General features: G+C 68.1%; 25 protein-coding genes and 1 tRNA gene. 8 read left to right on the top strand and 18 right to left on the bottom strand.

From position 1 onward, the window contains the following. Positions 1–31 precede the first annotated feature (31 nt). From ABE438_RS17905 to ABE438_RS17880, 6 genes are all read right to left on the bottom strand, one after another. On the bottom strand, positions 32–2,299 hold the full coding sequence (locus ABE438_RS17905; protein WP_346504026.1) for a glycosyltransferase family 4 protein: 2,268 nt from the start codon (positions 2,297–2,299) through the stop codon (positions 32–34). Then, positions 2,296–3,255 (bottom strand): class I mannose-6-phosphate isomerase, encoded by a 960-nt coding sequence (locus ABE438_RS17900; RefSeq protein ID WP_346504025.1) that lies wholly within the window; start codon positions 3,253–3,255, stop codon positions 2,296–2,298. Before ABE438_RS17900 ends, ABE438_RS17905 begins: the two co-directional genes overlap by 4 nt. A gap of 309 nt (positions 3,256–3,564) precedes the next feature. Then, a complete protein-coding gene (locus ABE438_RS17895) occupies positions 3,565–3,822 on the bottom strand; it encodes a hypothetical protein (protein ID WP_346504024.1) in 258 nt (85 codons plus the stop codon). A 1-nt stretch (position 3,823) separates the two neighbouring features. Beyond that, the gene (locus ABE438_RS17890; protein WP_346504023.1) at positions 3,824–3,961 is read right to left on the bottom strand and encodes a hypothetical protein; all 138 of its coding nucleotides are present in this window, start codon (positions 3,959–3,961) and stop codon (positions 3,824–3,826) included. A 123-nt stretch (positions 3,962–4,084) separates the two neighbouring features. Next, positions 4,085–4,438, bottom strand: coding sequence for a hypothetical protein (locus ABE438_RS17885; protein ID WP_346504022.1), 354 nt, complete (start codon positions 4,436–4,438; stop codon positions 4,085–4,087). 199 nt (positions 4,439–4,637) lie between these two features. After that, a complete protein-coding gene (locus tag ABE438_RS17880; RefSeq protein ID WP_346504021.1) occupies positions 4,638–6,587 on the bottom strand; it encodes an AI-2E family transporter in 1,950 nt (649 codons plus the stop codon). Positions 6,588–7,058: 471 nt separating this feature from the next. On the opposite strand from ABE438_RS17880, the gene ABE438_RS17875 reads away from it, so the two are divergent. After that, the gene (locus ABE438_RS17875; RefSeq protein ID WP_346504020.1) at positions 7,059–7,418 is read left to right on the top strand and encodes a response regulator; all 360 of its coding nucleotides are present in this window, start codon (positions 7,059–7,061) and stop codon (positions 7,416–7,418) included. On the opposite strand, the gene ABE438_RS17870 is transcribed toward ABE438_RS17875, so the two are convergent. Continuing rightward, complete coding sequence (locus tag ABE438_RS17870; protein WP_346504019.1) at positions 7,419–8,357, bottom strand: sensor histidine kinase; 939 nt, start codon at positions 8,355–8,357, stop codon at positions 7,419–7,421. It abuts the gene before it with no gap. A 211-nt stretch (positions 8,358–8,568) separates the two neighbouring features. Between ABE438_RS17870 and ABE438_RS17865 the strand changes: the two genes are divergently transcribed. After that, positions 8,569–8,961 (top strand): CopG family transcriptional regulator, encoded by a 393-nt coding sequence (locus ABE438_RS17865; RefSeq protein ID WP_297255782.1) that lies wholly within the window; start codon positions 8,569–8,571, stop codon positions 8,959–8,961. 17 nt (positions 8,962–8,978) lie between these two features. Beyond that, entirely contained in the window at positions 8,979–10,082 is a 1,104-nt protein-coding gene (locus ABE438_RS17860) for an extracellular catalytic domain type 1 short-chain-length polyhydroxyalkanoate depolymerase (protein WP_346504018.1), read from the top strand. 167 nt (positions 10,083–10,249) lie between these two features. Here the strand turns inward: ABE438_RS17860 and ABE438_RS17855 are convergent, their stop codons facing one another. The 6 genes from ABE438_RS17855 to ABE438_RS17830 form a co-directional block, all read right to left on the bottom strand. Further along, positions 10,250–10,762, bottom strand: coding sequence for a YciE/YciF ferroxidase family protein (locus ABE438_RS17855; RefSeq protein WP_346504017.1), 513 nt, complete (start codon positions 10,760–10,762; stop codon positions 10,250–10,252). 35 nt (positions 10,763–10,797) lie between these two features. Continuing rightward, the gene (locus tag ABE438_RS17850; protein ID WP_346504016.1) at positions 10,798–11,703 is read right to left on the bottom strand and encodes a hypothetical protein; all 906 of its coding nucleotides are present in this window, start codon (positions 11,701–11,703) and stop codon (positions 10,798–10,800) included. 483 nt (positions 11,704–12,186) lie between these two features. Then, positions 12,187–12,261 (bottom strand) — tRNA-Thr (locus ABE438_RS17845). Positions 12,262–12,412: 151 nt separating this feature from the next. Beyond that, the gene (gene pdeM, locus ABE438_RS17840) at positions 12,413–13,075 is read right to left on the bottom strand and encodes a ligase-associated DNA damage response endonuclease PdeM (RefSeq protein ID WP_465248633.1); all 663 of its coding nucleotides are present in this window, start codon (positions 13,073–13,075) and stop codon (positions 12,413–12,415) included. Positions 13,076–13,134: 59 nt separating this feature from the next. Then, positions 13,135–15,633 carry a ligase-associated DNA damage response DEXH box helicase gene (locus tag ABE438_RS17835; RefSeq protein WP_346504014.1) on the bottom strand — a complete coding sequence of 833 codons (2,499 nt, stop codon included), beginning with the start codon at positions 15,631–15,633 and terminating at the stop codon, positions 13,135–13,137. A gap of 59 nt (positions 15,634–15,692) precedes the next feature. Continuing rightward, positions 15,693–16,643, bottom strand: a complete 951-nt coding sequence (locus ABE438_RS17830) for a class I SAM-dependent DNA methyltransferase (protein ID WP_346504013.1) — start codon at positions 16,641–16,643, stop codon at positions 15,693–15,695. Between the two features lie 27 nt (positions 16,644–16,670). On the opposite strand from ABE438_RS17830, the gene ABE438_RS17825 reads away from it, so the two are divergent. From ABE438_RS17825 to ABE438_RS17810, 4 genes are all read left to right on the top strand, one after another. After that, positions 16,671–17,732 carry a ligase-associated DNA damage response exonuclease gene (locus tag ABE438_RS17825; protein WP_346504012.1) on the top strand — a complete coding sequence of 354 codons (1,062 nt, stop codon included), beginning with the start codon at positions 16,671–16,673 and terminating at the stop codon, positions 17,730–17,732. Then, a complete protein-coding gene (locus ABE438_RS17820; RefSeq protein WP_346504011.1) occupies positions 17,729–19,366 on the top strand; it encodes a cisplatin damage response ATP-dependent DNA ligase in 1,638 nt (545 codons plus the stop codon). Before ABE438_RS17825 ends, ABE438_RS17820 begins: the two co-directional genes overlap by 4 nt. Positions 19,367–19,517: 151 nt before the next feature. Beyond that, positions 19,518–20,195, top strand: a complete 678-nt coding sequence (locus tag ABE438_RS17815) for a response regulator transcription factor (RefSeq protein WP_346504010.1) — start codon at positions 19,518–19,520, stop codon at positions 20,193–20,195. A 115-nt stretch (positions 20,196–20,310) separates the two neighbouring features. Further along, a complete protein-coding gene (locus tag ABE438_RS17810) occupies positions 20,311–20,580 on the top strand; it encodes a DUF6460 domain-containing protein (protein WP_346504009.1) in 270 nt (89 codons plus the stop codon). A 1-nt stretch (position 20,581) separates the two neighbouring features. On the opposite strand, the gene ABE438_RS17805 is transcribed toward ABE438_RS17810, so the two are convergent. Genes ABE438_RS17805 through ABE438_RS17795 form a run of 3 tightly spaced genes read right to left on the bottom strand, consistent with a single transcriptional unit; the run spans position 20,582 to position 22,628 of the window. After that, positions 20,582–21,139, bottom strand: a complete 558-nt coding sequence (locus ABE438_RS17805) for a hypothetical protein (protein WP_346504008.1) — start codon at positions 21,137–21,139, stop codon at positions 20,582–20,584. A 35-nt stretch (positions 21,140–21,174) separates the two neighbouring features. Next, positions 21,175–22,263, bottom strand: a complete 1,089-nt coding sequence (locus ABE438_RS17800; RefSeq protein WP_346504007.1) for a quinone-dependent dihydroorotate dehydrogenase — start codon at positions 22,261–22,263, stop codon at positions 21,175–21,177. Beyond that, a complete protein-coding gene (locus ABE438_RS17795) occupies positions 22,260–22,628 on the bottom strand; it encodes a DUF952 domain-containing protein (RefSeq protein ID WP_346504006.1) in 369 nt (122 codons plus the stop codon). The genes ABE438_RS17800 and ABE438_RS17795 overlap by 4 nt, the downstream gene beginning before the upstream one ends. A gap of 137 nt (positions 22,629–22,765) precedes the next feature. Here ABE438_RS17795 and ABE438_RS17790 point away from each other — a divergent pair, with 137 nt between their 5' ends. Then, a complete protein-coding gene (locus ABE438_RS17790; RefSeq protein ID WP_346504005.1) occupies positions 22,766–23,392 on the top strand; it encodes a S24 family peptidase in 627 nt (208 codons plus the stop codon). A 12-nt stretch (positions 23,393–23,404) separates the two neighbouring features. Here the strand turns inward: ABE438_RS17790 and ABE438_RS17785 are convergent, their stop codons facing one another. Beyond that, positions 23,405–24,868 carry a sensor histidine kinase gene (locus ABE438_RS17785; protein ID WP_346504004.1) on the bottom strand — a complete coding sequence of 488 codons (1,464 nt, stop codon included), beginning with the start codon at positions 24,866–24,868 and terminating at the stop codon, positions 23,405–23,407. A gap of 9 nt (positions 24,869–24,877) precedes the next feature. Further along, positions 24,878–26,180: FAD-dependent oxidoreductase (locus ABE438_RS17780; protein ID WP_346504003.1), on the bottom strand; the 1,303-nt coding region annotated here is incomplete at its 5' end.

Below are 26,180 nucleotides of genomic sequence, written 5' to 3'. Positions count from 1 at the left end.
CCGATCTGTTTTGAGCAAGGTCGCCGAAAGCTCAGGCGTGCAAGATACGAAGCGGCGCCAGTTTCGGGCGATCCCCGCTGACGCGGGCAAGCTGGCGAATCTCGGCGAGGCTGAGCAGGTACGATACCACGGATTCGCCACCGCGGTTCTCGTTCGGCCGATCGCGATGGAGGCCGTCGCGGCAGGCCCCGGTGTCCAGGTCGACGAGGGGCGTGGAGAGGTCATTGTCGCCCAGGAACCAGGCGAAAGCGCGCGCGGCTTCGTTGCGCCATTGCGGATCGCCGTCGGCGCGCCAGGCGGCGAGGCAGGCTGAAATAGCCGCCGTCGCTTCCAGTGGCTGCTGATCGAAAGCCTTCGGTGGGCTACGCTTGTCGCCGAAACTCTCCGAGCCGACAGGCCTGAACAGGCCTGCCCGCGTTGTCTGGAGATGCGTGAGCCAACGCAGCGAGCGCAGCCCGGCTTCGACATAGGCCGGCATCTTCATCGTCAGTCCCGTCGCGATCAGGGCTTGGGGCAGGCGCGCGTTGTCGTAGGAGAGCCCATCCTCGAACCAGATCCAGTCCGGCGTCTCGACCGTCGCGATCAGGCCGAGCAGGCGGTCGGCGAGACGCGTACGGAGCGAGATGGCGGCCGTCGTGGTGCAATGAGCATCAAGACCCAGCAAGGCAAAAGCCCAGGCACGCGGGGAACTGAAACGCTCGATGGCGGGCAAGGCCTCGGCGAACAGAGCGGTAGCCCATTGCCGCCGCGAAGCGCTCGCATCGTCGCGCGCGCAGACACCGAGCGCCCACAGCGTACGCCCATGGCTGTCCTCCGACCCGGCCTCCTCGAGCCAGCGCCGATCGAAGCTCATGAAATTGCGGAAGCGCCGTCGATCAGGATTCCAGGCATGCTGGACGAAGGACGCGAAGCGTGCCGTAAGTGCGTCCGGCAAACGCATCTCGCCGGTGCCGTTCAAAGCATTGGCGAGGAGCAGAGCGCGAGCATTGTCATCGACGCAATAGCCATGCGAGCGATCCGGCACGGAATGAACGGCGTGCTGGAACAGCCCGGTGCCGTCGCACATGGACAGGAGGTGGCCGGTCTGCATCTCCGGTGGCGGCGCCATTGCCGGCAGGGCCCTCGGCTGGCTTGACCCCGCAACAGCGCTCAACACACGACTTCGGCGCGCCGTCTCGAAGGCGGCGAGATAGCGCTTCGCGGTCCGCTCCCAGGTCATCGACCGGCTGCTCGCATAGGCGCGCAGCCTCATGGCCTGGCGCCGCGGAGCATCGGTCAGCAAGCCCGCGATCTCGTTGCCGATGGCGACGACATCGCCGAACGGCACCAGGATGCCGCGCCCGTCGGCAAGCAATTCCCTGGCGTGCCAATAGGGCGTCGAAACCACGGCCTTGCCCAGCCCGAAACTGTAGGACAGCGTGCCCGACGTCATCTGCGCTTCGTTGAGATAGGGCGTGACGTAGACATCGCACATCGAAATGAAGCCGAGCAGCGTCGCCTGATCGACGAACCGGTCGAGGAAGACGACATGGTCTTCGACCCCGAGTTCGCGCACACGCGCCATCAGGCTTTCACGATAGGCCTCGCCATGCTCGCGGACGAGATGGGGATGCGTCGCGCCCAGAACGACATACATTGCATCGGAGCGCCGCCTCAGGATCGAGGGCATCGCGTCAATCATCACCTCGATGCCCTTGTTGGGTGACAGCAGGCCGAACGTCAGGATGACGGAATGCCCGCCGAAGCCCAGCCGTTCCTTGGCTTCATCTGGCTCGACAAAGGCGAATTCCGGAATGCCGTGCGCGATCACCTCGATCTTGTCCGCCGGCAATCGATAGACGGTTCGCAACAGGTCGCGCCCCTTCTCCGCCATGACGACGACGCGGGCCGAGGCATCGACGATCCGTTCCATCACGTCGCGCTGCAGCGGCGTCGGCTCGGCCAGAACGGTATGGAGCGTGGTGACGACGGGCATGGTCAGGCGCGACAGCAGCGCCATGATATGGCTCCCGGCCTCGCCGCCGAAGATGCCGAACTCGTGCTGGAGGGAGACGACATCGAAGCGGCCCTCGTTCAGGAAATCGGCGGCACGCGCATAGTCTTCGAGCCGCTGGTCGGAAATCTGACAATGCACGGAAAACGGATAATCGTAGCCGTTGCCATGGTCGTTCATCGCGACGATGGAGGTGTCGACATCGGAGGATGCGATCGCCTGCTGCAGATCGGTGGTGAAGGTCGCGATCCCGCAACGACGGGGCAGCGAGTTGCCGATGAAGGCGATGCGTTTGGTCGGGCTCATGATCGTGCCTCCGTGGACGGAACTGGCGAATTCAAAACGGCCTGCGGCGGCCCTGTCGGCGGTGAAACCGTCTCGCGGAACCGGGGCATGCCGTCGCCATCGACACGGCGCAGGAGATCGCGACTGGGTGCCGCAGCGTTATAGGCGACGAGGCAGGACAGGCCGGCTTCGCCTGGCACGATGCGCACTCCCTGCGCCTCGACGAAGCAGCCCTGACCGACGCCGATTTGGAGCGCGCCGATCGCGGCAGCGCCGGCGATCGCGACCAGCCAGGTCTCGCATCGCGCATCGAGCTCCCAGATCGATCTGGCGGGCAGGTCGATCCGCTCGAAGACGAAGTAGGGGTTTGCGACGAGCAGGGTCCGGACGTCGCTCAGGCGCCGTGGTGGCACGGCGCGTTTCGAGGGGCCTGCATCAGCGACCGCAATGCCTTGCTCGATGTGCAGTTCGCGGGCACTGCCGTGGTCGAAAAGCCTGAACGTCGTGTCGCTGCGCTGCTGGATCTCGGCGAGCACAATACCTGCGCCGATCGCGTGGATCGCCCCGGCCGGGACGGCGATGACCTCGCCCGCGGCCGGCTTGTGCCATGCGACAAGCTGGACGATCGAGCCATCGGCAATAGCAGCCCGCAGGTGCTCCGGGGTGACGACCGCCTTGAGCCCGACTCCAACCGTGGCGTCAGAGGCCGCGGACAGGATGTACCAGGCTTCCGTCTTGCCGCGCGGCAAGCCCATCCCGTGGGCGGCAACATCGTCCGGATGTACCTGGATCGACAAAGCTTCCTGCGTGAACAGGAGCTTGAGCAGCAAGGCTGGCTCCGGCCCATGCTTGTCGCAGCGCTGGAACCAGAGTTCGCCAATTGGAACGCTGGAATGCCCTGTTCCGCTCCAGGGAAGCAGGTCAGTCGATCCCCAGGGCTTGGGAATCATCTCGATGCAGGCTTGTTCGAGCGCCATTATAGGGCTCCTGGTTCGTCCGGCCGGAAATCGACCGACGGATCGTCGCGCGCCGGCCTTGGGCAGCGGCGGTTCGTGGGGGCGCCGGCGCACGCAATCGCGTATCACGAGCTGCGTCGGCTGGTTGGCGCGCGTCAGAAGGGCGCCAGCCGCACTCCCGGTTTTGAAGCAATCCTCCGAACGATCGGGCCGCTCGACGCAGCATCGAAACGCGCCATGGCTGAGATGAGGCGTCAAATGCGCCCGCCGCGCCGTACAGCATGCTCGATCAGCTAAGGCCGGCGTGTGGGCCTCCTCGCCGGCGTCGTTCTAAGCGCTGATATCAGCCTCCAACGCGCTGGCCAGTTCGCCCGGGCTCACCGTGAACACCTGGGAGCTGCCTGACGAAGAAAGCGATGGCGTGTGCAGCATAGTGGCGATCTGGCGATAGGCCATGAACGAGGTGGCTGGAATCTCCTCCTCGTCGACCACCACGCGGTAGGTACCGGCAGGCTGCATATGGTCTATCGCGCTCAGTCTGAAAGGGTTCCTGAACGTGACCGTGGTTTCCCGGCCACGAATGTTCACGTCAGCTCTTCTTCTTCGGCTTTCCCGCAAGTTCGAGCGCTGCCGGCAGACCCTTCGCCGATACGGGCACTGCCGCCGCTTCCTTTTTCTTCTTGGGCTTCTTGGCTTCTCGATTGCCGCGCGTCTGTCCCTTGGTCATATGAAACTCCTCTTGCCGAGCAGGGAGGCGACATGAATGCCGCCAACTCCGCGCTGCTCACGCGGAATGGCTCATGATCGACGGACGATGTCGCTGCGTACGGCTGTCGCCGTTGCGATCGTCTCAGGTCTTGGACATGCCGAGCGTTTCGGCGCAGGCCTTGGCGACGGCCGCGTCCGGCGACGGGCTGCCGATCATCGTGGCCCAGCCGCCCTTGGCGATGAAATCGCCCTGGCTCCACGAATTGATCTTCTTCAGCTCGGCAAGTGCGGCATCGGCATTGGGTTGCTTTTGGAAGTTGCTCACGCAGATCGGAGACAAGGCCGCGACAACGGCATTCTCAGCGCGGAGCTTCGCGACGCGTTCGCTGGACGAAGCCGTCGACCACCCACCCCAGGTGAAGCCGAGAACGGCAAGAGCAACAGCACCGCCAACGGCACCCCAGATGGCAGGTTTGGTTTGAGAGGGGATTTTCATGGAAAATCCTTCCAATTTGCGGAAGAAAAACCTCCCGTGAAACAATGTAGCACAGATTTAGAAAATAAATCTGTTTATTTTTCTCACGAAGGCGAGATCGAATATTATTTCCGCTCCACGATTTACGTAATTCCCTGGCGCCTGGAATTCAATTTCAGCTGTCGTGAATTAGGAAAATCGTGCGATTGCAAAGCCTTGTTCATTCGGAATCGGGCGTTTGATCTCGTGCCGTGTCCCTTTTCTCCGCGAACTGAAGGCACAGCCGGCAGATGCCTCGAAGAGACGTTTCGACTTCGTCGGCAAGCAGAGGCCTCTTGATATCCGCCAAGGGGCTGGAGACTTGCGACAGTTCGCCGAGGACCAGGATCGCCATCGGTAGACGGCGGCGAAGGCGCCGAAGCGCATACTTCACGTGAGCGGCATTGTGGGGGCCGATATAGCATAGGCAGATCAGAGCCGGATCGCGTGCGGCAAGGCGCTCAATACCGGGAGCCAACAGCGCGGTGGGAGGTAACGCCTCCGCCGCCAATCCATGCTTCTCCAGGATCTGGCCCAGCATCAGCGCGGCTGCCTCATCCAGTTGCGATCGCGCGCCGATGCAGACTATCCCACCTCCGTCTCGAAACGTGTCCTTCAGCTCAGCCGCCGTAAGTACGGGCAGATCGGAGGCACCTTCCTGTTCGTTGGTCTGTTCAACGGTCGCCTCGGTCTCGGGGTCTGCCGTGCCAGCGTCGCGCGAGGGGCGGCGGTCATCGTGATCCGACAAGTCCTCGACGACCTCGCGAATTGTCGCGAGAATCTGATTTCGCCTGGGAGTATCGAGAACCCCGCGCGCCTCGTCTGCAGCAGCGAGCCGCAAGCCTTCGAGCGCGACCTCGTCGTAATAAGCGGATAGCGAGCGCTCGTTCAGTACCTCCTCAGCCTTGTCGGCTGCTTCCGCGGGATCGCCCGCGAGAATCCGCTGATAGAAGATCTCCGGCGCCGATAGGGCGGGTCGATCTCCCAGCATGACGTCCAGAAATTCCAGTCTTTCGACATGCCGGCCGAGCACAACGAGACATACGGTCAAGGGTGTGGCCAAGACCAGTCCGATGGGCCCCCATAGCCAGGTCCAGAATGTCGCGGCGACCACGATGGCGATCGGCGAGAGCCCAGTGGAGCGGCCATAGGCCAACGGCTCGATCACATGCCCGGCCAGCGGTTCGGCGATCACGAACAAGGCCGCCGTCAGTGCGAGCATCATCCAGCCGGGATCGACGGATGCGGCGATCACCATCGGAAAAACGGCCGAGAGAAAAGCGCCAAGATAGGGAATGAAGCGCAGGATCGCCGCCAGAATTCCCCAAAGCAAGGCGCTGGGAACGCCGATGGCGGCAAGCCCGCAACCAATCACCACACCGAAGCCGGCGTTGACGATGAGCTGCGTCAGAAACAGCCGGCTGAGGCGCTTGCCGGCGTCATCAAACGCGGCCGTGGTCTTCTGCAGATCGTAGGTCCCGGTCAATCGGATGAACCGATTTCGAAGGTCCTCGCGCTTCAATAGGATGAAGACGACGAAGATCAGCACGATTCCGGTTGTGGTCAGAGGGTGGATCAGCGGAGCCAGAAAGGCCTGCAGCGTTTCGATAGCGCCGGGTTCCGGTTGATGCACCTCGACGGGGATCGGGCGTCCATCCCGTGCAAGGCTTGGCGTTTCGCTTGGGACTGGAGATTCCGCCTTTGGACGGTCGAGTTCCTTGCCCAGGTCTTGCAGCACATCCGCGGCGCGGCTCAAAACCCCGCTACCTGCTCCCGAGCCTTTCAAGGCGGCAATTTTGGCGCGGATGGTGCTCTGATAGGTTGGCAGCTCGCTCGCCAATTGAGTTGCCTGGCCAACCATCGCCATCGTCAAGGCCGCCAAGGTCGCGAACGCAATCAAGACGACGACAAAAACCGCCAACGCCCGCGGGGCACGCAGCTTTTGCAATCCTTTGACCAGTGGCGCCAGGACAAAGCTGAACAGGATCGCGAGCGCCACCGGGACGAAAACCTCACGCCCGAAATAGAGCGCGGCGATGATGAAGACGCCGATGGCTACATTCGAGACGACGTCAGCGGGCGACCGTGTCGATGGAGCTGCGACAGTGGAGGGAACCTCAATCGCCGGCATCGATCAGTTTCCTTGAAGCTGGACGCCGGAGTGAAATCGGTCGACGGAAGGGTCGCCGTCATCGTGACGAACTCAAGGCACTTGGACGGTGCGGACAAAACTTCCCCCGATCCAACGCGCCGCAGCCCACGTGGTTTCGGGTGGGCAAATTTAGAACGCTGGCAGTTTGTTGGAGTTCCCGGGCATACAGGGGGCGACGCCCTCAGCCGGGTGATCCATCGCCGCCGAGGAATGCGATCAAAGCTGGGCTACCTGCTGGACCTCCTCTGCCGGATGAAAACCGCGATCTGCGCCACAGGCGAATCCCCCTCCTGAAACCTGATGTTTCCCGGAAGCATAGCGCCCGCCTCGTCGCGCAGGCCAAAGTTGGCCATCGTAACCAAGTGCTAAGGACAAAAAGCGCAATTCTTTACAATGAGAGGCAACAAGATCTCGCGTCGGCAGTTGGCTGAGGGTCACTCTCGAAAGTACATGATGTCGAAGCTGGTTGTCCTGATCGTCGAAGACGAGCAGCTCCTTCGGATGGACGCCGTCGACTTCATCGAGGAGGCTGGTTTCGAGGTGGTCGAGGCTGCCCATGCCGAGGAAGCAATCGCGATCCTGAAAGCCCGCCACGACATCGCCGTCGTGATCACCGACATCGAGATGCCGGGCTCCATGGATGGCATGAAGCTGTCGCATGTCGTGCGACTGGGGTGGCCGCCCATCCTCATCGTCGTCGCAAGCGGGCGCGTCATGCCGCGCGAAGGCGAGCTGCCTGAGAACGTTCAGTATATCAGAAAGCCATACCGGGCAGCCGAAGTCATCGCAGCCTTCCGGCCGACGGCCTGATCAGTCGGCAATGAGCGCGTCAATGGGGCCGCGAAGCGAGAAGACCACTCCGGCCGGCTGATAGTCCATGGCGGCTGCACCGCTGAAATATCCCGCCAAAGCGCGCTCGATCATGCGCGATCCGAAGCCGCGGCGGGTTGGCGGCTCGACCAGCGGGCCGCCGCTCTCACGCCACTCGAATGCGAACTGACCGTCTTCAACCGACCAGGTTATGTCGATTCGTCCACCATCCTGCCTGAGAGCGCCGTATTTCGCGGCATTGGTCGCCAGCTCATGGAGCGCGAGCGCCATCGCCAGGGCAGTCTTGGACGAGAGTTCAACCGGCGGGCCGTCGATGCGGAAGCGCGACAGGTCGCTTTGCCCCTTCAGAGACTCTTCGACGAGATATGCTAGGCTCGCTCTGGCCCAAACGGTCTGGGTCAGGATGTCCTGTGCCGAGGCCATCGTGTTCAGCCTTGCGATGAAGGCCTCCTTGAGCGCATCCACCTCGGGACCACCACGGATCGTCTGATTGGCGATCGCCTGAATCATGGCGACGGTGTTCTTCATCCGATGCTTGAGTTCAAGCGCGAGCAGACGCTGGCGTTGCTCGGCCTCCTTGATGGCCGTGATATCTCGCGACACGGACAGGATCGCCTCGGGTTTGCCATCCGGGCCCAGGATCGGACCAACTTGGACGTCCCAGAACCGTGGATTGCCGGCGGCCGTGTCGGCTGCACCCTGGAAGCGATAGCTGCGACCAGCACGCGCCTCCTCGATCGCGAACTTGGCTTCGGCGTTGCCCTGATCAGCCCAGAAATCCGGCCAGGGGCAGCCCTTGATGGCGTTGAAATCGCTGACTTCCATGACGCGCTGGCCGCCTTCGCTCATGAAGGAGAGCTTGCCGTCGAGGTCTATGACCTTGATGCAATCGTCCGACGCCGCCAGCAGGCTGCGCATGAAACGGGAGTCCCGAAGTTCCGGCGTCGGCAAAATGTCCCCGATCTCGTTCCCGTCTAGGGAGCGTTCCCATTTATGCCACGTGCTGCCACGCGGCCAAATGCCTGTCTCTGTCTTTTGACGTTTTGGATTGGTCGCTGGGCGCGGGCCCTCTTGATATCCATCCGATCACATCCATATGCCATCCAATTGGATGGTACATGGATTGGCGATGAAAACTCCTGAGAGCGAGAAACTAACGCTGAACCTCGGCTTCGTGGATCTCGGCCGCATCGACCTGCTGGTCCGGGACGGCTTCTACTCCAACCGCTCGGACTTCATCCGCACGGCGATCCGCAACCAGCTTTCGACCCATTCCGACATCGCCGCGAAGGCCACAACGCGCCTGGCACTCGAATTGGGCCTTCGGACCTTCACACGCGGCGACCTGGAAGCCGTGGTCGCAGCCGGCGAGCAGCTTGAGATCCGGGTTCTCGGCCTCGCCGTGATCGATAGCGATGTCCCCCCGGAGCTGGCACGGCAGGCCATCGCCTCCCTCACCATCCTCGGGGCCCTGCACGCATCCCCCGAGATCAAGGCCGCCCTGGCCGATCGATTGACATGACCCAAAGGACCTTCGCCATGAACCCGCGTTTTCACGCCGCCATCGGCGAAGCCATGAACCGCCTGCGAACATCCGACGTAACGGGCGCAACGGCGGCGATACAGCACGCTCTCGCCGGACGCGGGTCTATGCCCTCAGCTGCCGCGGATAGCGGCACACAAAGCGGTGACAGCCCCGAAGCACCGCCGGCGCGCGGTCTGCGGGCGATCCTGCAAAAGCTACGACAGGAGCAGGCAAGCTTCATCCACGCGCCGAGCCATGGCGACACGGTTACGGAAGATGAGCGGGACCGTGAAAACTTCCGTGCGCGCAGATTCCAATCGGCGGTCGGCTCGCTGGCCTACAAGCTCTACGTGCCGTCCGATCACGCTGATCGCAACCTTGCGCTGGTGGTGATGCTTCACGGCTGCACACAAAACCCGAATGACTTCGCGCATGGGACCCGGATGAATGTCTTAGCCGATGAGTTCGGCCTGATCGTCGCCTATCCCCTGCAGCCAAAATCGGCCAACGCGCAGGGTTGCTGGAACTGGTTCGATCCTCGTCATCAGCGGCGTGGCGCCGGTGAGCCGGCCCTTCTGGCAGGACTTGCCCAGGAACTGGCTTCGGAATTCAAGATCGACCGAAAGCGGGTTTTCGTGGCTGGCCTGTCGGCGGGCGGAGCCATGGCCGACGTCCTGGCGTCGACCTATCCCGAGGTCTTTTCCGCAGCTGGCATTCATTCCGGCCTGCCTCACGGCGCGGCTTGCGACGTCATGTCCGCATTCGCTGCAATGAAGGGAAATGCGAAAGCAACGGCACAAGGCCGTTCGCCCATCAGGAAGATCATTTTCCACGGAACCGCCGATGCCACGGTTCATCCATCGAACGGCAAGGCTGTTTTCGATCTAGCGGGTTCCGCGCAGGGGAAGCCAGCAGAGTTTCAGACCGATGCGGTGATCAATGGCAAACGCGTAACCCGGTCGCTGATCGGGCATGGCGATGCTCCTGCACTCGCCGAGCACTGGCTGATCCATGGGGGCACCCATGCCTGGTCGGGAGGTGATCGCAGCGGAAGCTATACCGATGCCACGGGCCCTGATGCTTCTCGCGAGATGATCCGCTTTTTCCTCGAGGCCTGAGGAGGTTTCGCGCGAGCGCGGAACGCACTCGCTTAGAGACCGGCAGTTCCGGGCCGCCCTGTCATGGCGGCCCGGGTCCGAACAGCTATGAATGTTGCAACTCAAGGACATGAGCGCAGTGAAGCCCTCTCTCCCGTGAGGAGAGAGGGGCCCAGGCAGCGATCGGATCACGCCGCCTTGGCTTGCGCGACAGCCGCCGAGTTTGCTGGCCCGCCGAGCTGCGTGAGAAGCTTGTCGGTCTTGGTCTCCTCGGCAAGCGTAGCATCGAGCAGCGCCGCCGCGTCGTTGTGGCCGAGCTGCTTTGCCCATGACTTCAAAGTCCCATAGCGGGTCATCTCGTAATGCTCGACCGCCTGGGCGGCCGCCACGAGACCGGCATCGAGGGCGGGACTGTCGGCGTAGTCTTCCATGACGGCCTTGCCTTCCTCAAGGATGCCGAGGATGGCGTCGCAGGTCTTGCCGCGAGGCGCCTTGCCGATCACCTCGAAGACCTCGCCGAGGCGCTCGACATGCCCCTCCGTTTCCTCGCGATGCGTCTCGAAGGCCTTCCTGAGCTCGGGCGACTTGGCCGCCTTCGCCATCTTGGGCAACGCCTTCAGAATCTGCCTCTCGGCGTAGTAGACGTCCTTGAGCATGTCATGGAACATGTCGTCGAGAGCCTTTGGTGCATTCGTAGCCATTGGAATTCTCCGGTTGTCGGGGTTGCGGGCGTGGATCAGGCGTGGACCTTGTCCCGGGCGCGGCCGCCGAGCGTCGCGCCATAGCTGGCGGCCAGCGCGCCGATGAGCATCGCGATGAAGGTCGCCAGGGCGAATGAGGCGGCAGCCTTGCGGGCTATGTCAGCCGTCTCGCGAGCGGTCTGCTCGGTTTTGGCGGCGGTTTCCTTGGTCTTCGCGATCGCGTCAGTGATGCGCTTTTCGGCGTCGGGCTGGCTGATGCCGGTCTGGGCGGCGATCACGCTGGCGACATAGGACTTGTCGGCAGGAGACATGTCGCCGTCGCGGATGCTCATGGCGATGATGCGACCGACCTCGGCACGCGCCGGAGCCATGTCGGTTGAAGAAGGCGCGGGCTTCTCGGAGCGAAACAGCGTGTCGATGACATAGTCCGACGGGTCGAGGCTCGACAGATCGAGGCGACCGGCAGCCTGGCTCGCTGCGCTGGAGACGGCAGAACCGATACCGGACGCCGCGCTGGCACCCACGCGAGCCCCGCCGCCAATCACCGCGGAAGCGGCCAACGCCAGCAGCACGGTGCTGATGATCGCGCCGGCGGCCCAGGCCATGAAGCCGTGAGCGGTGTCCCGGAAGGCGACCTCGTCGGTATGAAGCCCCACGCGCTTGGTGCGGAGACGACCGGCGATATAGCCGCCGGCGCCCGCAGAGACCAGATGCACGACAGCAAGCCAGATCATGGCAGCGATGCCGAAGGTGGCGGTAGTGACCCCCGCATTCGTCCAAGGCGAGACCGAGACGAAGCCGAGCCCGGAACCCGCTGCGAGGAGCATCAGGGAGATCGACGCGCTGACAACGGCGCCTCCGAGGACGGCGCCCCAGGAGACTGCGGAACACGCGCGATCGGTCGTGGCGTCGGGGACGCCTCGTAGGGTGGTATCGGTCATGAACGATGAACTTTAAGGGCGCGGACAAGGTGCCGGCGCGTTGCGGACGGTGCGGTCCGCTCGATGTCAACGAAACAAGGGAAGAGGCGATATGTTCCGCCGATCCAAAGCGTTTCGATCTTGTCCGGCGATTGCCCATGCACGTTGAAGGAAAGTGCGGCACTGCTAGTTCCGCTGCATCGTCCCTGGTTTAGTTGGGCGGCGGAAAGCAGACATACTCTATGTCAGCAAAGGGCCATGAGCCGGCACTTCGTGCGGGCGAACTCGTCTCAGCTCAGAGCGAACTCGTCTCAGCAAATAGATCCTCAGAGCCGCCGGAAAATCCGGAAGCGGCATACAGAGACCAGGGCCTTTGCGGCGTCAAAACAAGCCGCTGGGCGCGCGTCTTTCGGAGCTCGTTGCCAGTGCGCCAACCACTAAGCCTGCGAAGCAGCGCTCGAATTTCGCCTTCCACGGACAATCTCTGGCTATCCGGAGAATGGCTGGTGCTGCGAGAGAGGATTGAACTCTCGACCTCTCCATTACCAATGGAGTGCTCTACCACTGAGCTACCGCAGCAGGATCGTCGGCGTCGCCGGTCGCGTCCCTGGGGAGGCGTGGCGCGCTTCGTCCGAAGCGGCGTCCTGATGCCACAAGCCCTTCGCGGACGCAACAGCTTATCCGCCGCTTTGCACCGTTGAGGCGGATTTGCCGCGCGGAGCCGCCCGGCTCAGTCGGGCAGGAGCAGGCTGCGGTTGATGCGGAACAAGCGGCTGTCGCCGAGGATGCGGGTGCTGATCTCGGCGCCGAACAGGCGCTGGAAGGCGGCGTCGCGCACGTTCAGCCCGCCGGCATAGGCGCCCATGGCAGGCATGACGCAGCGGCGCGGGGAGAGCGCGAAGCAGCGCCGGCGCAGGCTGCGCCCGCGCAGGCGGATGCGCGCCGCCGGGTGGAGATGGCCGGCGATCTCCGGCCCCTCCGGCGCGGCCGAGGGCTCGTGGCGCAAGGCCACGCCGGCGATGTCGAGCTCGCCCAGCACCTGCCCGCCCAGGCCGGCGGCGATGGCGGGATCGTGGTTGCCGGTGAGCCAGAGCCAGTCGCGCCCGGCCTGCAGCGCCCGCAGGGCGGCGAGCGCCGCCGGGGCGAGCCGCTCCTGCCCGCCGAGATCGTGGAAGCTGTCGCCGAGCGCGACGATCCGGGCCGGGTCGTAGCGCGCTACGGCGCGCGCCAGCAGCGCCAGCGTCGCGGCGGTGTCGTAGGGCGGCAGCAGCACGCCGCGGCTGGCGAAGGCCGAGCCCTTTTCGAGATGCAGGTCGGCGACGATCAGCACGCGCTCCTCCGGCAGGAAGAGCGCGCCCGAGAGATCGGGCACCAGCAGCAGCCGGCCAAGCATGAACGCCTCGGCCGTGTCCGCCGCCGCCGCCGCTATCGCCGCGGTCGTCGTCGCCGCCGTCACGCCATCGCCTCCTCGAGCATCTGCGCCTCCGCCTCGGCCAGCATCGCGTCGGCCGACTCGCCCTGCACCAGCTCGCGGCCGATCTCCAGCATGACGGAGACCGAGAGCGGCGAGACATGGTCGAGCGGCTGGTGCACGATTCGCCCGGCGATCCGTGTCAGCATCTCGCCGAGGCGCCCGATGTCCAGAAGGCCGGTCGCCGCGTCGGCCCGCGCCGCCCGCAGCAGCACATGGTCGGGCTCGTGCCGGCGCAGCACGTCGTAGACCAGGTCTGTCGACATCGTCACCTGGCGGCCGTTCTTCTCCCGGCCGGGAAAGCGCCGCTCGATCAGCCCGCCGATCACCGCGCAGGCGCGGAAGGTGCGCTTCATCAGGGCGGATTCGTCGAGCCAGGCCTCGAGATCGTCGCCGAGCATGTCCTGCGCGAACAGATCCTCCAGCGACAGCGCCCCGCGCGCGATCGCGGCGCCCATGTCGCCCAGCGTCCACACCGCGATGCCGTAATCGTTGCAGACGAAGCCGAGCGGCTTCAGCCGCGCCCGCTCCAGCCGCCGCGTCAGCAGCATGCCGAGCGTCTGGTGGGCGAGGCGGCCCTCGAAGGGATAGGCGACGAGGAAGAAGCGCCCGGCGCGCGGAAAGGTCTCGACCAGCAGTTCGCCGGGCTGGGGCAGGCGCGATTTCAGCCGCTGCGCATGCAGCCAGGCGGCGACCTCCTCGGGCAGGCGGGCCCAGTCGCGCGGATCGGCCAGCATGGCGCGCACGCGGGCGGCCAGGAAGGTCGAGAGCGGGAACTTGCCGCCGGCATAGGAGGGGATCTTCGGGTCGGTGCCGGCGGCGGCGCGCGAGCAGACCACCTCGTTCTCATTGATGCCCTCGAAGCGCAGCACCTCGCCGGCGAAGACGAAGGTGTCGCCCGGCGTCATCGTCTCGGCGAAATACTCCTCCAGCTCGCCGAGGACCCGCCCGCCGCGCGTCATGCTCTTCGGCCGGCCGGGTTGCGTCGGCCGGGCGCGGCCGAGCCGGACCTTGAGCATGGTCGATTCGACGATGGTGCCGACATTCATCCGGTATTGCTGGATCACGCCGGCATTGCTGGCGCGCATCACCCCGTCGCGGCCGCGCCGCAGCTTGGCGAAGCGCTCATAGCTCTTCAGCGCGTAGCCGCCGGTGGCGACGAAATCGACCACCGCGTCGAAATCCGCGCGGGCGAGCCCGGCATAGGGCGCGGCCGTCGTCACCTCGGCATAGAGCGCGTCGGGCACGAACCCGTCGGAGCAGGCGACGCCGAGCACATGCTGGGCCAGCACGTCGAGCGCGCCGAGGCGCGGGGGCGGGGTATCCTGCGCCGCCTCCGCCACGGCGTCGAGCGCCGCGCGGCATTCCAGCAGCTCGAAGCGGTTGGAGGGCACGAGCAGCGCCTGCGAGGGCTCGTCCATGCGGTGGTTGGAGCGGCCGATGCGCTGCATCAGCCGGCTGGCGCCTTTGGGCGCCCCGACATTGACGACGAGGTCGACATCGCCCCAGTCGATGCCGAGGTCGAGCGTCGCGGTGCAGACCACCGCCTTCAGCCGCCCGGCCGCCATCGCCGCCTCGACCTTGCGGCGCTGGCCGGCGTCGAGCGAGCCGTGATGCAGGGCGATCGGCAGCGTCTCCTCGTTCAGGCTCCACAGAGCCTGGAACATGAACTCCGCCTGCATGCGGGTGTTGACGAAGACCAGCGTCAGCCGGTGGGCGCGGATCGCCTCGTAGATGTCGGCGACCGCATGGGCGGTGACGTGTCCGGCGAGCGGCAGGCGCCGGCGCGTCTCCATGATGCCGATCCGCGGCTGGGCTCCGCCGGTGACGGTGACGAGCCCGGCCGGCGTGCCGCTGCCACCGAGATAGGCCTGGAGATCGGCCGGCGCGCGCACCGTCGCCGACAGGCCGACCGCGCTCATCCGCGGCGCCAGCGCCCGCAGCCGCGCGAGGTCGAGCGAGAGGAGGTCGCCGCGCTTGGAGGTGACGAGCGCGTGCAATTCGTCGAGCACGACCCTGCGCAGCCCGGCGAAGAAGGGCGCGGCGTCGCGATGCGAGACCAGCAGGGCGAGCTGTTCGGGCGTGGTCAGCAGGATGTCGGGCGGCCGCGCGATCTGGCGGGTGCGCTTGGCGGCGGAGGTGTCGCCGGTGCGGGTCTCGACCGTGATCGGCAGGCCCATCTCGCGGATCGGCGCCTCGAGATTGCGGGCGATGTCGACGGCCAGCGCCTTGAGCGGCGAGACGTAGAGCGTGTGCAGCCCGTCGCGGGCAAAGCCGGGCTCGGCCAGCTCGACTAGCGAGGGCAGGAAGCCGGCGAGCGTCTTGCCGGCGCCGGTCGGCGCGACGAGCAGGGTCGAGCGCCCGGCGCGCGCCTCCGCCAGCAAGGCGAGCTGATGCGCGCGCACCTGCCAGCCGCGCCCGGCGAACCAGTCGGCGAAGCGCGGCGGCAGGGCCGGAGGCGGAGGGGTGGGCGCGTCCATCGCCTCCAGAGATAGGCGCTTCGCATCCGGTTTTGAACGGTGGTCCGCCGGCTTGCGCGTCAGCGCCGCGCCACGACGATCAGCCCCGGCACCGGCGTGCCGCGGTCCAGCCGCAGCCGGTGGGGCGTCACCGAGAGCGGCGTCAGCCCGGCTTCGGCCAGCGCGTCGCGCAGCCAGGGCTCGGCATGGGCGAAGCGCCGGTCCGGGCCGACCACGACGCCATTGCCGGCATGGCTCTGCACGCTGAAGGCGAAGAGCCCGCCCGGCCGCAGGGCGTGGGCCGTGCCGGCGAGCACCGGGCGCAGCGCGGCGAGGTAGATGAAGACGTCGGCGGCGAGCACGAGGTCGAAGCCGGCCGCCGGCGACAGCGCCAGGAAATCGCCGGCGTCGGCGGTGGCGAGCGTGTCGTAGAGCCGGCAGCCGGCATGGCGCTTCTCGGCGGCGCGGGCGACCATGCGCGGCGAGAGATCGCAGCCGGAGAGTTCGTCGACGAGGTCGCGCACGGCTGCGCCCATCAGCCCGGTGCCGCAGCCGAGATCGGCGGCATGGCGGAAGCGGGCGGGCGTGCCGGCCGTGGCCGCGAGCGACAGCAGGGCGTCGCGGATCCGGGCGGGGGCGTCGTAATGCAGGCTGTCGACCAGATGAGCCTCGAAGCGCTCGGCATAGGCGTCGAACAGGGCGCGGGCGAAGGTCTTCGGTGTGGCCTGCTCGGCGGGAATGGCGCCGATGCTGGCGAGGTCGAGGCTGGCGCCGAGATGGTCGGCGGGGTCGAGCGTCAGGTAATGCCGCCAGGCTTCGGCGGCCGCGCCATGGTGTTCGGGTGTTGCGAGCGCCCTCCCGTAGAGATGCCAGGCGGCGGCGAAGCCGGGGGCTTCCGCAAGCGTCTGCTGCAGCAACTCGATCGCCTCCTGCCGGTCGCCCTGGGCGAGCGCGGCCTCCGCCCGGCCATAGCGGCGGTCCAGGCGGATATCGCCCGAGGACGGCGAAAAGGAGGGGCCGGTCTTTTCCATGCGGAGAGCGGCTCTATCTCATAGGGCATGATCGCGCGCCAGAGGCTGAAGCCGAGAGACCTGCTCATCCCGACGCCGCTCGGGCTGCACTGCCCGCTGGCGGACGTCTATATCGACCCGCTGCGGCCGGTGCCGCGCGCGCTGGTCACCCATGGCCATTCCGACCATGCCCGCGCCGGCCATGGCGCGGTGCTCGCCACTGCCGAGACGCTCGACATCATGGCGCTGCGCTATGGCGAGGGCTTTACCGAAAGCCGGCAGGCGATCGCACCGGGCGAGACCGTGAGGATCGGCGAGGTCGCGTTCCGCTTCGTGCCGGCCGGGCATGTGCTCGGCTCGGCCCAGATCGTCGTCGAGGCGCGGGGCCTGCGCATCGTCGTCTCGGGCGACTACAAGCGCGAGCCGGACCCGACCTGCGCGCCCTTCGAGCCGGTGGCCTGCGACGTCTTCGTCACCGAGGCGACCTTCGGCCTGCCGGTCTTCCGCCATCCCCCGGCGGCGGCCGAGGTCGCCAAGCTGATCGATTCCGTCCGGCTCTTCCCGGAGCGCAGCCATATCGTCGGGGCCTATTCGCTCGGCAAGGCGCAGCGCGTCATGGCGCTGATCCGCCAGGCCGGCTACGAGCGGCCGCTCTATATCCACGGCGCGGTCGAGAAGATCACCGATTATTACCTGGCGCAGGGCATCCCGCTCGGCGAGGTCCGCAAGGTCACGGCCACCGAGCGCAAGGCCATGGCGGGCGAGATCGTGATCTGCCCGCCGAGCGCGGTGCAGGACCTCTGGTCGCGCCGCTTCCCGGACCCGGTGACTGCCTTCGCCTCGGGCTGGATGCGGGTGCGGGCCCGCGCCCGCCAGCGCGGCGTCGAGTTGCCGCTGGTGATCTCGGACCATGCCGGCTGGGACGATCTCCAGGCGACGATCCGCGAGGTCGGCGCCGGCGAGATCTGGATCACCCATGGCGAGGCCGATGCGCTGGCGCATTGGTGCGGCACGGTCGGGCTGAAGGGCATGGCGCTGCATCTCGTCGGCTATGGCGACGAGGGCGAGGCGGAGCCCGCCGAGACGCCGTCCGGGGAGGACGCGCCGTGAACCGCTTCGCCTGGCTGCTCGACCGCCTGTCCTACGAGCCGCGCCGCAACGGCAAGCTCGCCCTGATCGCGGACTATCTGCGCAGCACGCCTGATCCCGATCGCGGCTATGCGCTGGCGGCGATGACCGGCGGGCTGGTCTTCCGCAACGCCAAGGCCGGGCTGGTGCGGTCGCTGGTGGCCGAGCGGGTCGATCCCGTGCTGTTCTCGCTCTCCTACGACTATGTCGGCGATCTCTCCGAGACGGTGGCGCTGATGTGGCCGGCGCGGCACGGCGCCAATGCGGTGCCGAGCCTGCCCGAGGTGGTCGAGGGCCTGCGCGAGGCCGGCCGCACCGAATTGCCGGGGCTGGTGGCCGCCTGGCTCGATGCGCTCGACGAGACCGGGCGCTGGGCCCTGCTCAAGCTGATCACCGGCAGCCTGCGCATCGGCGTCTCGGCTCGCCTCGCCAAGACGGCGGCGGCGAGCCTGGGCGGTTTGCCGGCCGACGAGGTCGAGCAGGTCTGGCACGGGCTGGAGCCGCCCTATCGCTCGCTCTTCGCCTGGCTCGAAGGCCACGGTCCCCGGCCGGAGGCCGACGATCCGGCACCCTTCCGGCCGGTGATGCTCTCGCATGCGATCGAGGATGGCGATTTCGAGCGGCTTGAGCCTTCGGCCTTCGCCGCCGAATGGAAATGGGACGGCATCCGCGTCCAGGCGGTCGCCGGCACGCATGCGGACGGGCGCCGCGTCGTGCGGCTCTACACCCGCACGGGCGAGGAGATCGGCCACGCCTTCCCCGACCTGACCGAGGCGATGACGCTGGACGGCGCGCTCGACGGCGAGCTCTTGGTGATGCGCGAAGGCGCGGTGCAGAGCTTCAATGCCCTGCAACAGCGGCTGAACCGCAAGCAGGTCACCGCCAGGATGCTGAAGGAACACCCGGCCCATATCCGCGCCTACGACATTCTCGCCGATGGCGAAGAGGATCTGCGCGCGCTCTCCTATGACGAGCGCCGCCGCAGGCTGGAGCAGTTCCTGAGCCGGCTCGGCGGTGAGCGCTTCGACATCTCGCCGCAGATCCCCTTCGCGGACTGGGGGGCGCTCGCCGCCGCCCGCGCCGATCCCGCCGCGGCCGGCGCCGGGGCGGATGCCGAGGCGGTCGAGGGCTGCATGCTCAAGCGCCGCGACGGTCCCTATCTGCCGGGACGGCCGAAGGGCTGGTGGTACAAGTGGAAGCGAGACGCGCGTCTGGTCGACTGCGTGCTGATGTATGCCCAGCGCGGCCACGGCAAGCGCTCCTCCTTCTATTCCGACTACACCTTCGGCGTCTGGCGCGTCGGCGAGGAGGGCGCGGACGAGCTCGTCCCGGTGGGAAAGGCCTATTTCGGCTTCACCGACGAGGAACTGGTCGAGATCGACCGCTTCGTGCGCCGCAACACCGTCAACCGCTTCGGCCCGGTGCGCGAGGTCACCCATCTGGCGCAGGAGGGGCTGGTCTTCGAGGTCGCCTTCGAGGGGCTGCAGCGCTCGACGCGGCACAAATCCGGGCTCGCCATGCGCTTCCCCCGCATCAGCCGCATCCGCTGGGACAAGCCGCCGGGCGAGGCCGACCGCATCGAGGCGCTGGAGGCGCTGCTGCCCGCCGGCGCCTGATACCGGGCGATTTCGCCACAGGTTCCATGCGGCCCGGGCTGGCCGTGCCGCACCTTTGGACGATTGACTTGACCCGGTGCGCGGCGCTTCAACGGTAGGCGGGGGTGCTTCGCGGCCGGTGACGGCGGCGAAGCGGGACAAGGAGGGCAGCATGAGCGGACACCCGACACGGATCGTGATCGCGGACGATCACCCGTTGTTCCGCGGCGCGCTGCGCCAGGCCGTCGCGCATGCGCTGGCCGATGTGACGGTCAGCGAGGTCGGCTCGCTCGACGCCCTCGGCCAGACGCTGGCCGAATCCGCCGATGTCGACCTCATCCTGCTCGATCTCGCCATGCCGGGCGTGCAGGGCTTCTCCGGCCTGCTCTTCCTGCGCGCCGCCCATCCCGAGCTGCCGGTGATCGTGGTCTCGGCCAATGACGATCCGACAGTGATCCGCCGCTGCATCGAGTTCGGCGCGCTGGGCTTCCTGCCCAAGACCGCCGAGGTCGCGCAGATGGGAGACGCGATCAAGGCGGTGCTCGACGGCGGTGTCTGGACCCCGCCGGGCATCGACCTCTCCGCCCCGGTCGACCACGAGACCGCCGATATGGTGCGCCGGCTCTCGACCCTGACGCCGCAGCAGGTCCGGGTGCTGATGATGCTGTCGGAAGGGCTGCTCAACAAGCAGATCGCCTATGAGCTCGGCGTCTCGGAGGCGACGGTGAAGGCGCATGTCTCGGCGATCCTGACCAAGCTCAACGTCGACAGCCGCACCCAGGCGGTGATCGCCGCCGCCAAGATCGCCGGCGCCGGCTGGGCCACGGCGGGCGCTTCCGCTACCGGCTGATCTCCCGCGCGATCGCGCCTGCGGTTGACGCCTCAGGTTGACGGCGGCGTTCAGGGCGGGTTCAACCGCGCCCTGACATCCTGCGCCGTCGCGCGTCGCAAAAGGGAACACCAGCATGGCCAATGGCGGGATCGAGCGCTTTCTCGGCGGCTCGCTGCTCAGCGTCCTCGTGCGCCTGCTCTTCATCTCGCTGCTGGTCGGCGCGGGCATGGCCTTTCTCGGCCTCTCGCCGGCGAGCCTGGTCGAGTCGGCGCTGAACTTCCTGCGCTCGCTCGGCGATCTCGGCTTCGGCACGCTGCGCCAGGTCGGCGGCTGGGTGATCGCGGGCGCGATCGTCGTGGTGCCGCTCTGGCTGATCGGCCGGCTCTTCGCCGGAAAGCGCTAGCTCAGCGCGGCGGCAGGGGCGGCCCGGCCATCACGAACAGCCCGGCATCGGCGATGCCGTCCGCGTCGGGCGGCGTCGTCGCCAGCAGCGACAGGCTGACCGGGCGCAGCGGCCCGCTCTCGTGCCCTGTCCCGGGTTCCGACCAGAGATTGCTGGCGATCGGCGAGAAGCGCTCGGCGGTCTCCGCCTGCGTCAGCCCCGCCGCCTTCGCCCGCGCGTCGACGCGGGCGACGAAGCCCGCCGCCCTGACGCCGAGCTTTGCCGGCGCACCGGCCTGCGCCGCTTCGAAGACGGTCCTCACCATGCAGTGGCGTGCCATCGCGTCGGCGCCCCAGCTCGCGACATAGCGCGGGGACAGAAGCTCCACCGCCTTGTCGCGGTCGGGCATGCGCGCCGGCAGCTCGGCGATCACGGCAGGCGGGGCGGGCCTTGTCGCCAGCCCGGCGAAGGGCGTGCGGCCATGGCGGACATAGCCGAGGCAGTCCTCGAAGATCAGCCGCATCACCAGCGCCTCGTCGGCGCGGGCCGGCACGGTGGCCAGCCCGGCCAGGCCGGCCACCAGCAGCGCAGCCAGCCTGCGGGCCAGGCGCAGGCTCAGAGCGTCTCGCCCCGCGCGATCGCCTGGGCGTCGCGCCCGACCAGCGCGGTCAGGCGCGGAAGCCCGGCCTTGCGCAGCTCGCCGTCGAGCCCGCGCTTGACCTCGCCGACCAGGCCGGGGCCCTTGAACACCATCGCCGAATAGAACTGCACCAGCGTCGCGCCGGCTCGGATCTTGGCGAAGGCTGTCTGGGCGGAGTCGACCCCGCCGACGCCGATCAGCGGGAACTGGCGCTCCACCCGCAGGAAGGTCTCCGCCAGCATGCGCGTCGAGGGCTCGAAGAGCGGCTTGCCGGAGAGCCCGCCGGTCTCGGCCCGGGCGGCGCCGCGCAGGCTGTCTGGCCGGGCGATCGTGGTGTTGGAGACGACGATGCCGTCCACGCCGCGCTTGCGGGCGACGGCCACCATGCCGTCGAGCTCGGGCATGGTCAGGTCGGGCGCGATCTTGATCAGCACCGGCGTCGGCTTGCCGGCAGCGGCGGCCTCGTCGCGGGCGGCGAGTGTGCGGGCGATCAGGTCGTCGAGCGCGCTCTCGGCCTGGAGGTCGCGCAGGCCGGGCGTGTTCGGCGAGGAGACGTTGACGGTCAGGAAGTCGGCGAGCGGCGCCAGCCGGCGCGCCAGCGTGGCGTAGTCGGCGCTGCGGTCGGCCGAGTCCTTGTTGGCGCCGAGATTGACCCCGACGATGCCGCCCTTGCGCCGCCGCGCGGCGAGGCGCGCCGCGACGGCCTCCATGCCCTCGCTGTTCAGCCCGTAGCGGTTGATCACCGCCTCGTCCTCCGGCAGGCGGAAGACGCGCGGGCGCGGATTGCCCGGCTGCGGCAGCGGCGTGACGCCGCCGACCTCGACGAAGCCGAAGCCGAGGCCGAGCGCCCCGTCCACCGCCTCGGCGTTCTTGTCGAAGCCGGCCGCCAGCCCGATCGGGTTGGCGAAGCGCAGGCCGAAGGCCTCGGTCGCCAGCGTCGGCGGATCGGCGGCCGGGCGCAGCGCCGGTGCGGCGGCGAGCGCCGCGATGCTCATGCGGTGCGCCGTCTCGGCGTCGAGCTTGTGGATCAGCGGCCGGGCGAGGCCGAACAGGGCGCCGATCACGGGATATCCTCCGGAAAGAGATGGGCCTCGCCGACGCGCGGCAGGGGCATGACCCAGCGCACGGCGCGCGGATCGAGCGGGGCGTAGAGATGCGGGAAGAGCGCGCCGCCCCGCGAGGGCTCGTAGCGCAGCGCGTCGCCGAGGCGGGCGCCGTCCACCGCGATCAGCAGCAGCCCGTCCTGCCCGGCGAAGTGCCTGGCGGCGGTCTCGCGCAGCTGTCCGGCGGTGGAGAAATGGATGAAGCCGTCGGCGAGATCGACCGGCGCGCCGGTGAAGACGCCGGCCTCCTCGGCGGCGCGCCACAGCGTCTCCGGGCAGATCTTGTAGATTGGTGAGGCGCTGTCGCGGGCCATGGCGCCGGACATAGGCCTTCGCCTCCGGCGAGGCAATCGCCAAGGAGTCGCGCCGCGAGAATCAGATTGATGTCTCATGCGATAGGGTATAATTCCTAGCTTTATCCCTGATTCCCGATCGCCTTCGCCGTCGCAAAGAGACCGCCGCAATGCTGTCCCATGACCAGATCTGGCGTGCCGTCGACACGCTCGCCCAGCGCTACGGGCTGACCGCCTCCGGGCTGGCGCGCAAGGCGGGGCTCGACGCCACCACCTTCAACCGCTCCAAGCGCGTCGGGCCGGACGGGCGCGAGCGCTGGCCCTCGACGGAATCGATCGCCAAGATCCTGCAGGCGACGGGGGCGAGCTTCGACGAGTTCATGCATGTCGTGCGCCCGGGCGCCGCGCCGGCCCGCACCATCCCGGTGATCGGCTTCGCCCAGGCCGGGGCCGGCGGCTTCTTCGACGATGGCGGCTTTCCCGTTGGCACCGGCTGGGACGAGGTCGCCTTTCCCGGCCTGCAGGACGAGAAGGCCTATGCGCTGGAGATCTCCGGCGATTCCATGCTGCCGCTCTATCGCGACGGCGACACCATCATCGTCTCTCCGGTGGCGGCGATCCGGCGCGGCGACCGCGTCGTGGTCAAGACGGTGGAGGGCGAGGTGCTGGCCAAGCAGCTCAGGCGCCAGACCGCGCGGACCGTCGAGCTGGCCTCGCTCAACCCCGAGCATCCCGACCGGGTGCTGGCGACGAGCGAGATCGCCTTCATGGCACGGGTGATCTGGGCCAGCCAGTAAGGCGGCGCCGGCTCAGGCCGCCATCCGCCGCGCCGGCAGCGTCACGCGGAAGGCTGCGCCCTGCGGCGCGTTCTCGAGCTCGATCGTGCCGCCATGCAGGCGCACCAGCTCGGCCGCGATGGCGAGGCCGAGCCCGGTGCCGCCCGGCGTCACCGAGCCGCGGAAGGCCTGAAACAGGTTGTCGCGCGCCCGCGGCGGCACGCCCGGCCCGTTGTCGACGACGCGCAGCACCACGTCCTGCGCCCGCCGCTCGGCCAGGATGGCGAGCTGCGGCGCCGCCGCGTCCTCGTCGCGCGTCGCGGCGCCGCGCTCCAGCGCCTGCACGGCGTTGCGCATCAGGTTGGAGAGCACGCGCGCCATCTGGTCCGGGTCGCAGGCCAGCGTCAGCGCGTCCGGCACCTGGTTGGCGAAGCCGATCGGCCCCTCGCGGCCGAGACTGAGCAGCTCCGCCTGCTCGGCCACCAGCCGGTGCAGCTTCACCTCGCGCAGCGAAGGCGGCGCCTCGCTCGCCCGGCCATAGGCCAGCGTCGCCTGGCAGAAGGCGATGGCGCGGTCGAGCGTCGCGATCAGCCGCGGCGCGAAGCTGCGGATGCGCGGATCGCGCGTCTCGGTCAGCCGGTCCGACATCAGCTGCGCCGCCGCCAGCATGTTGCGCAGGTCGTGGTTGATCTTGCTGACCGCCAGCCCGAGCTCGGCGAGGTGCTTCTTGGCCCTGAGATCGTCGGCCAGCGTCGCCTGCATGCGGGCCAGCGCCCGCTCGGCCTCGCCGATCTCGTCGGCGCGCTGCGAGGGCTCGATCACCCGGTAGGGGTTCTCGGGATCGTTCTCGAATTCCATGACGTTGGCGGCGAGATGCCGGATCGGCTGCACGATCAGCCAGTTCAGCGTCAGGTAGACGAGGCCGGCGGTCAGCACCGAGATCAGCAGGGTGATCAGCGTCAGGTTGATCGAGAAGGTGATCATCGCCCGGCGCAGCGGCGTCTCGTCGATGATCATCTCGACGAAGTCGGCCTGGCCGACCGCCTGGCCGACCACGCGGATCGGCATGTCGCGCGCCGGGTTCAGCAGTGTCGCCACCGCGTCCATAATGGCGCTGGCCCAGCTCTGGTCGCGCAGGTCGACGGTCTTGCCGACCTCGCGCGGCATCGAATCGCGGCTGAGCAGGCGCCGCGCCCCGCCGACGCGCGCCGCGATCGCCGAGGCGCCGACGCCTTCGAGCAGCCGTTCCTCGATGCCGTCCGGCAGGCCCTCCGCCGGGCTCCCTTCGAGCACCAGAACCGCGATCTGCGCCGCAGCCAGCCGGTCGTTCAGCCAGTTGCGCCGGAAATTGGCGACCGAGGGCAGGTAGATCAGCACCTCCGCCAGCATCACGAACAGGATGGTGAGAAGCAGCAGCTTCGCCGACAGCCCGAGCCTGGTCGGGCCGCGCGGCACGCTGATCGACAGGCTCTGCGGGTCGAAGACGGGCGACGACATCGCGCGAGACTAGCCGAAGCGCCGCAGGAAGCCGATGAGCCGGCGGATGCCCGGCCGGTTCGCCAGCGGCACGGCGCGCGACAGGGCCGCCCGCTGCGAGATCTCCGACAGGCTGGCGGGCGGCAGGGCGAGGGCGGCGACGTCGCCTGCGCCGAGCCGCTTGCCGATGGCGAGGCCCCAGGGCGCGATCAGCTCGCCGGCGCTCGCGCCCGCGATCGTCGCGCCGAGCACGCGGCCGCGCCCGTCGGTTACCAGCTTGACGAAGCCCTCGCTGCGGCCTTCGGCCTGTGCGCGCTCGTTCTCGGCATAGGGCCAGCGCAGCACGCCGATGGCGCCCCGGTCGCGCGCCTGCGCCTCGCTGGCACCGACGCTGGCGATTTCCGGATCGGTGCGCACAAGGCGCGGCAATGGCTGGCTGCCGAGCCGCACCGGCAGGCGAAACAGCGCATTGCGTATAGCCAGCACCGCCTGGTGCTGCTCGAGGAAGGGGGCGGCGGAGCCCGTCGCCGCGCCGCCGGCGCAGCCGCCGACCGCGTAGACGCGGCGATTGGCGCTGCGCAGCCCGCGATCGACGACGATGCCGTCGGCGTCGCGCGCGAGCCCGGCGAGATCGATGTCGAGATCGTCGATCGCCGGCACCGTGCCCGTGGCGAGCACGAGATGCGAGCCGTCGATCGCCAGCTCCGCGCCACCCGCGTCGCCGGCCAGCACCAGCCGCGGCCGCCGGCGCAGCAGCTCGGCCCGCAGCACGGCGCTGTTCTCGTGCAGGGCGATGCCGGCGCGCAGCAGGGCGCGGCGCAGCAGCGCCACCGCCTCGGGATCCTCCTGCGGCAGCAGGCCTTCGGGCGCGACCAGCGTGACCTGGCTGCCGAGCGTCTGCGCCGCCTGGGCGATCTCGACGGCGGCGGTGGTGCCGCCGAGCACGATCGGGCGCTCGGGCAGGCGGGGCAGGGCGAAGACGCCGTCCGGGGTCAGGGTCTCGATCTGGTCGAGGCCGAGGAGGGCGGGCCGGGCCGGGCGGCCGCCGGTGGCGACGAGGAAGCGGCGCGCGCTGACGATCGTGTCGGCGATGGCGACGCTGCGGCGGCTGCGGAAGCGCACCGGGCCGGAGAGCAAGGTGACGCCGAGCGCGCGCAGACGCGCGGCGCTGTCGTTCGGCGCCAGAGCTGCCACGACATGCGCGACATGGCGGTGCAGCTGCGCCTGGTCGAGCCCCAGCCCCTCGCTGGTGATGCCGAACAGGGCGGCGCGCTCGGCGGCGCGGGCCTGGGCCGCGGCCGCGAGGCCGGCGGCAAGCCGGCGCGTCCCCTCC

The sequence above is a fragment of the Allobosea sp. TWI1241 genome (genome assembly GCF_039673065.1).
Classification (GTDB): domain Bacteria; phylum Pseudomonadota; class Alphaproteobacteria; order Rhizobiales; family Beijerinckiaceae; genus Allobosea.
The sequence above is the reverse complement of the archived record's forward strand: the minus strand, read 5'-3'. Positions and strand labels throughout refer to the sequence as shown.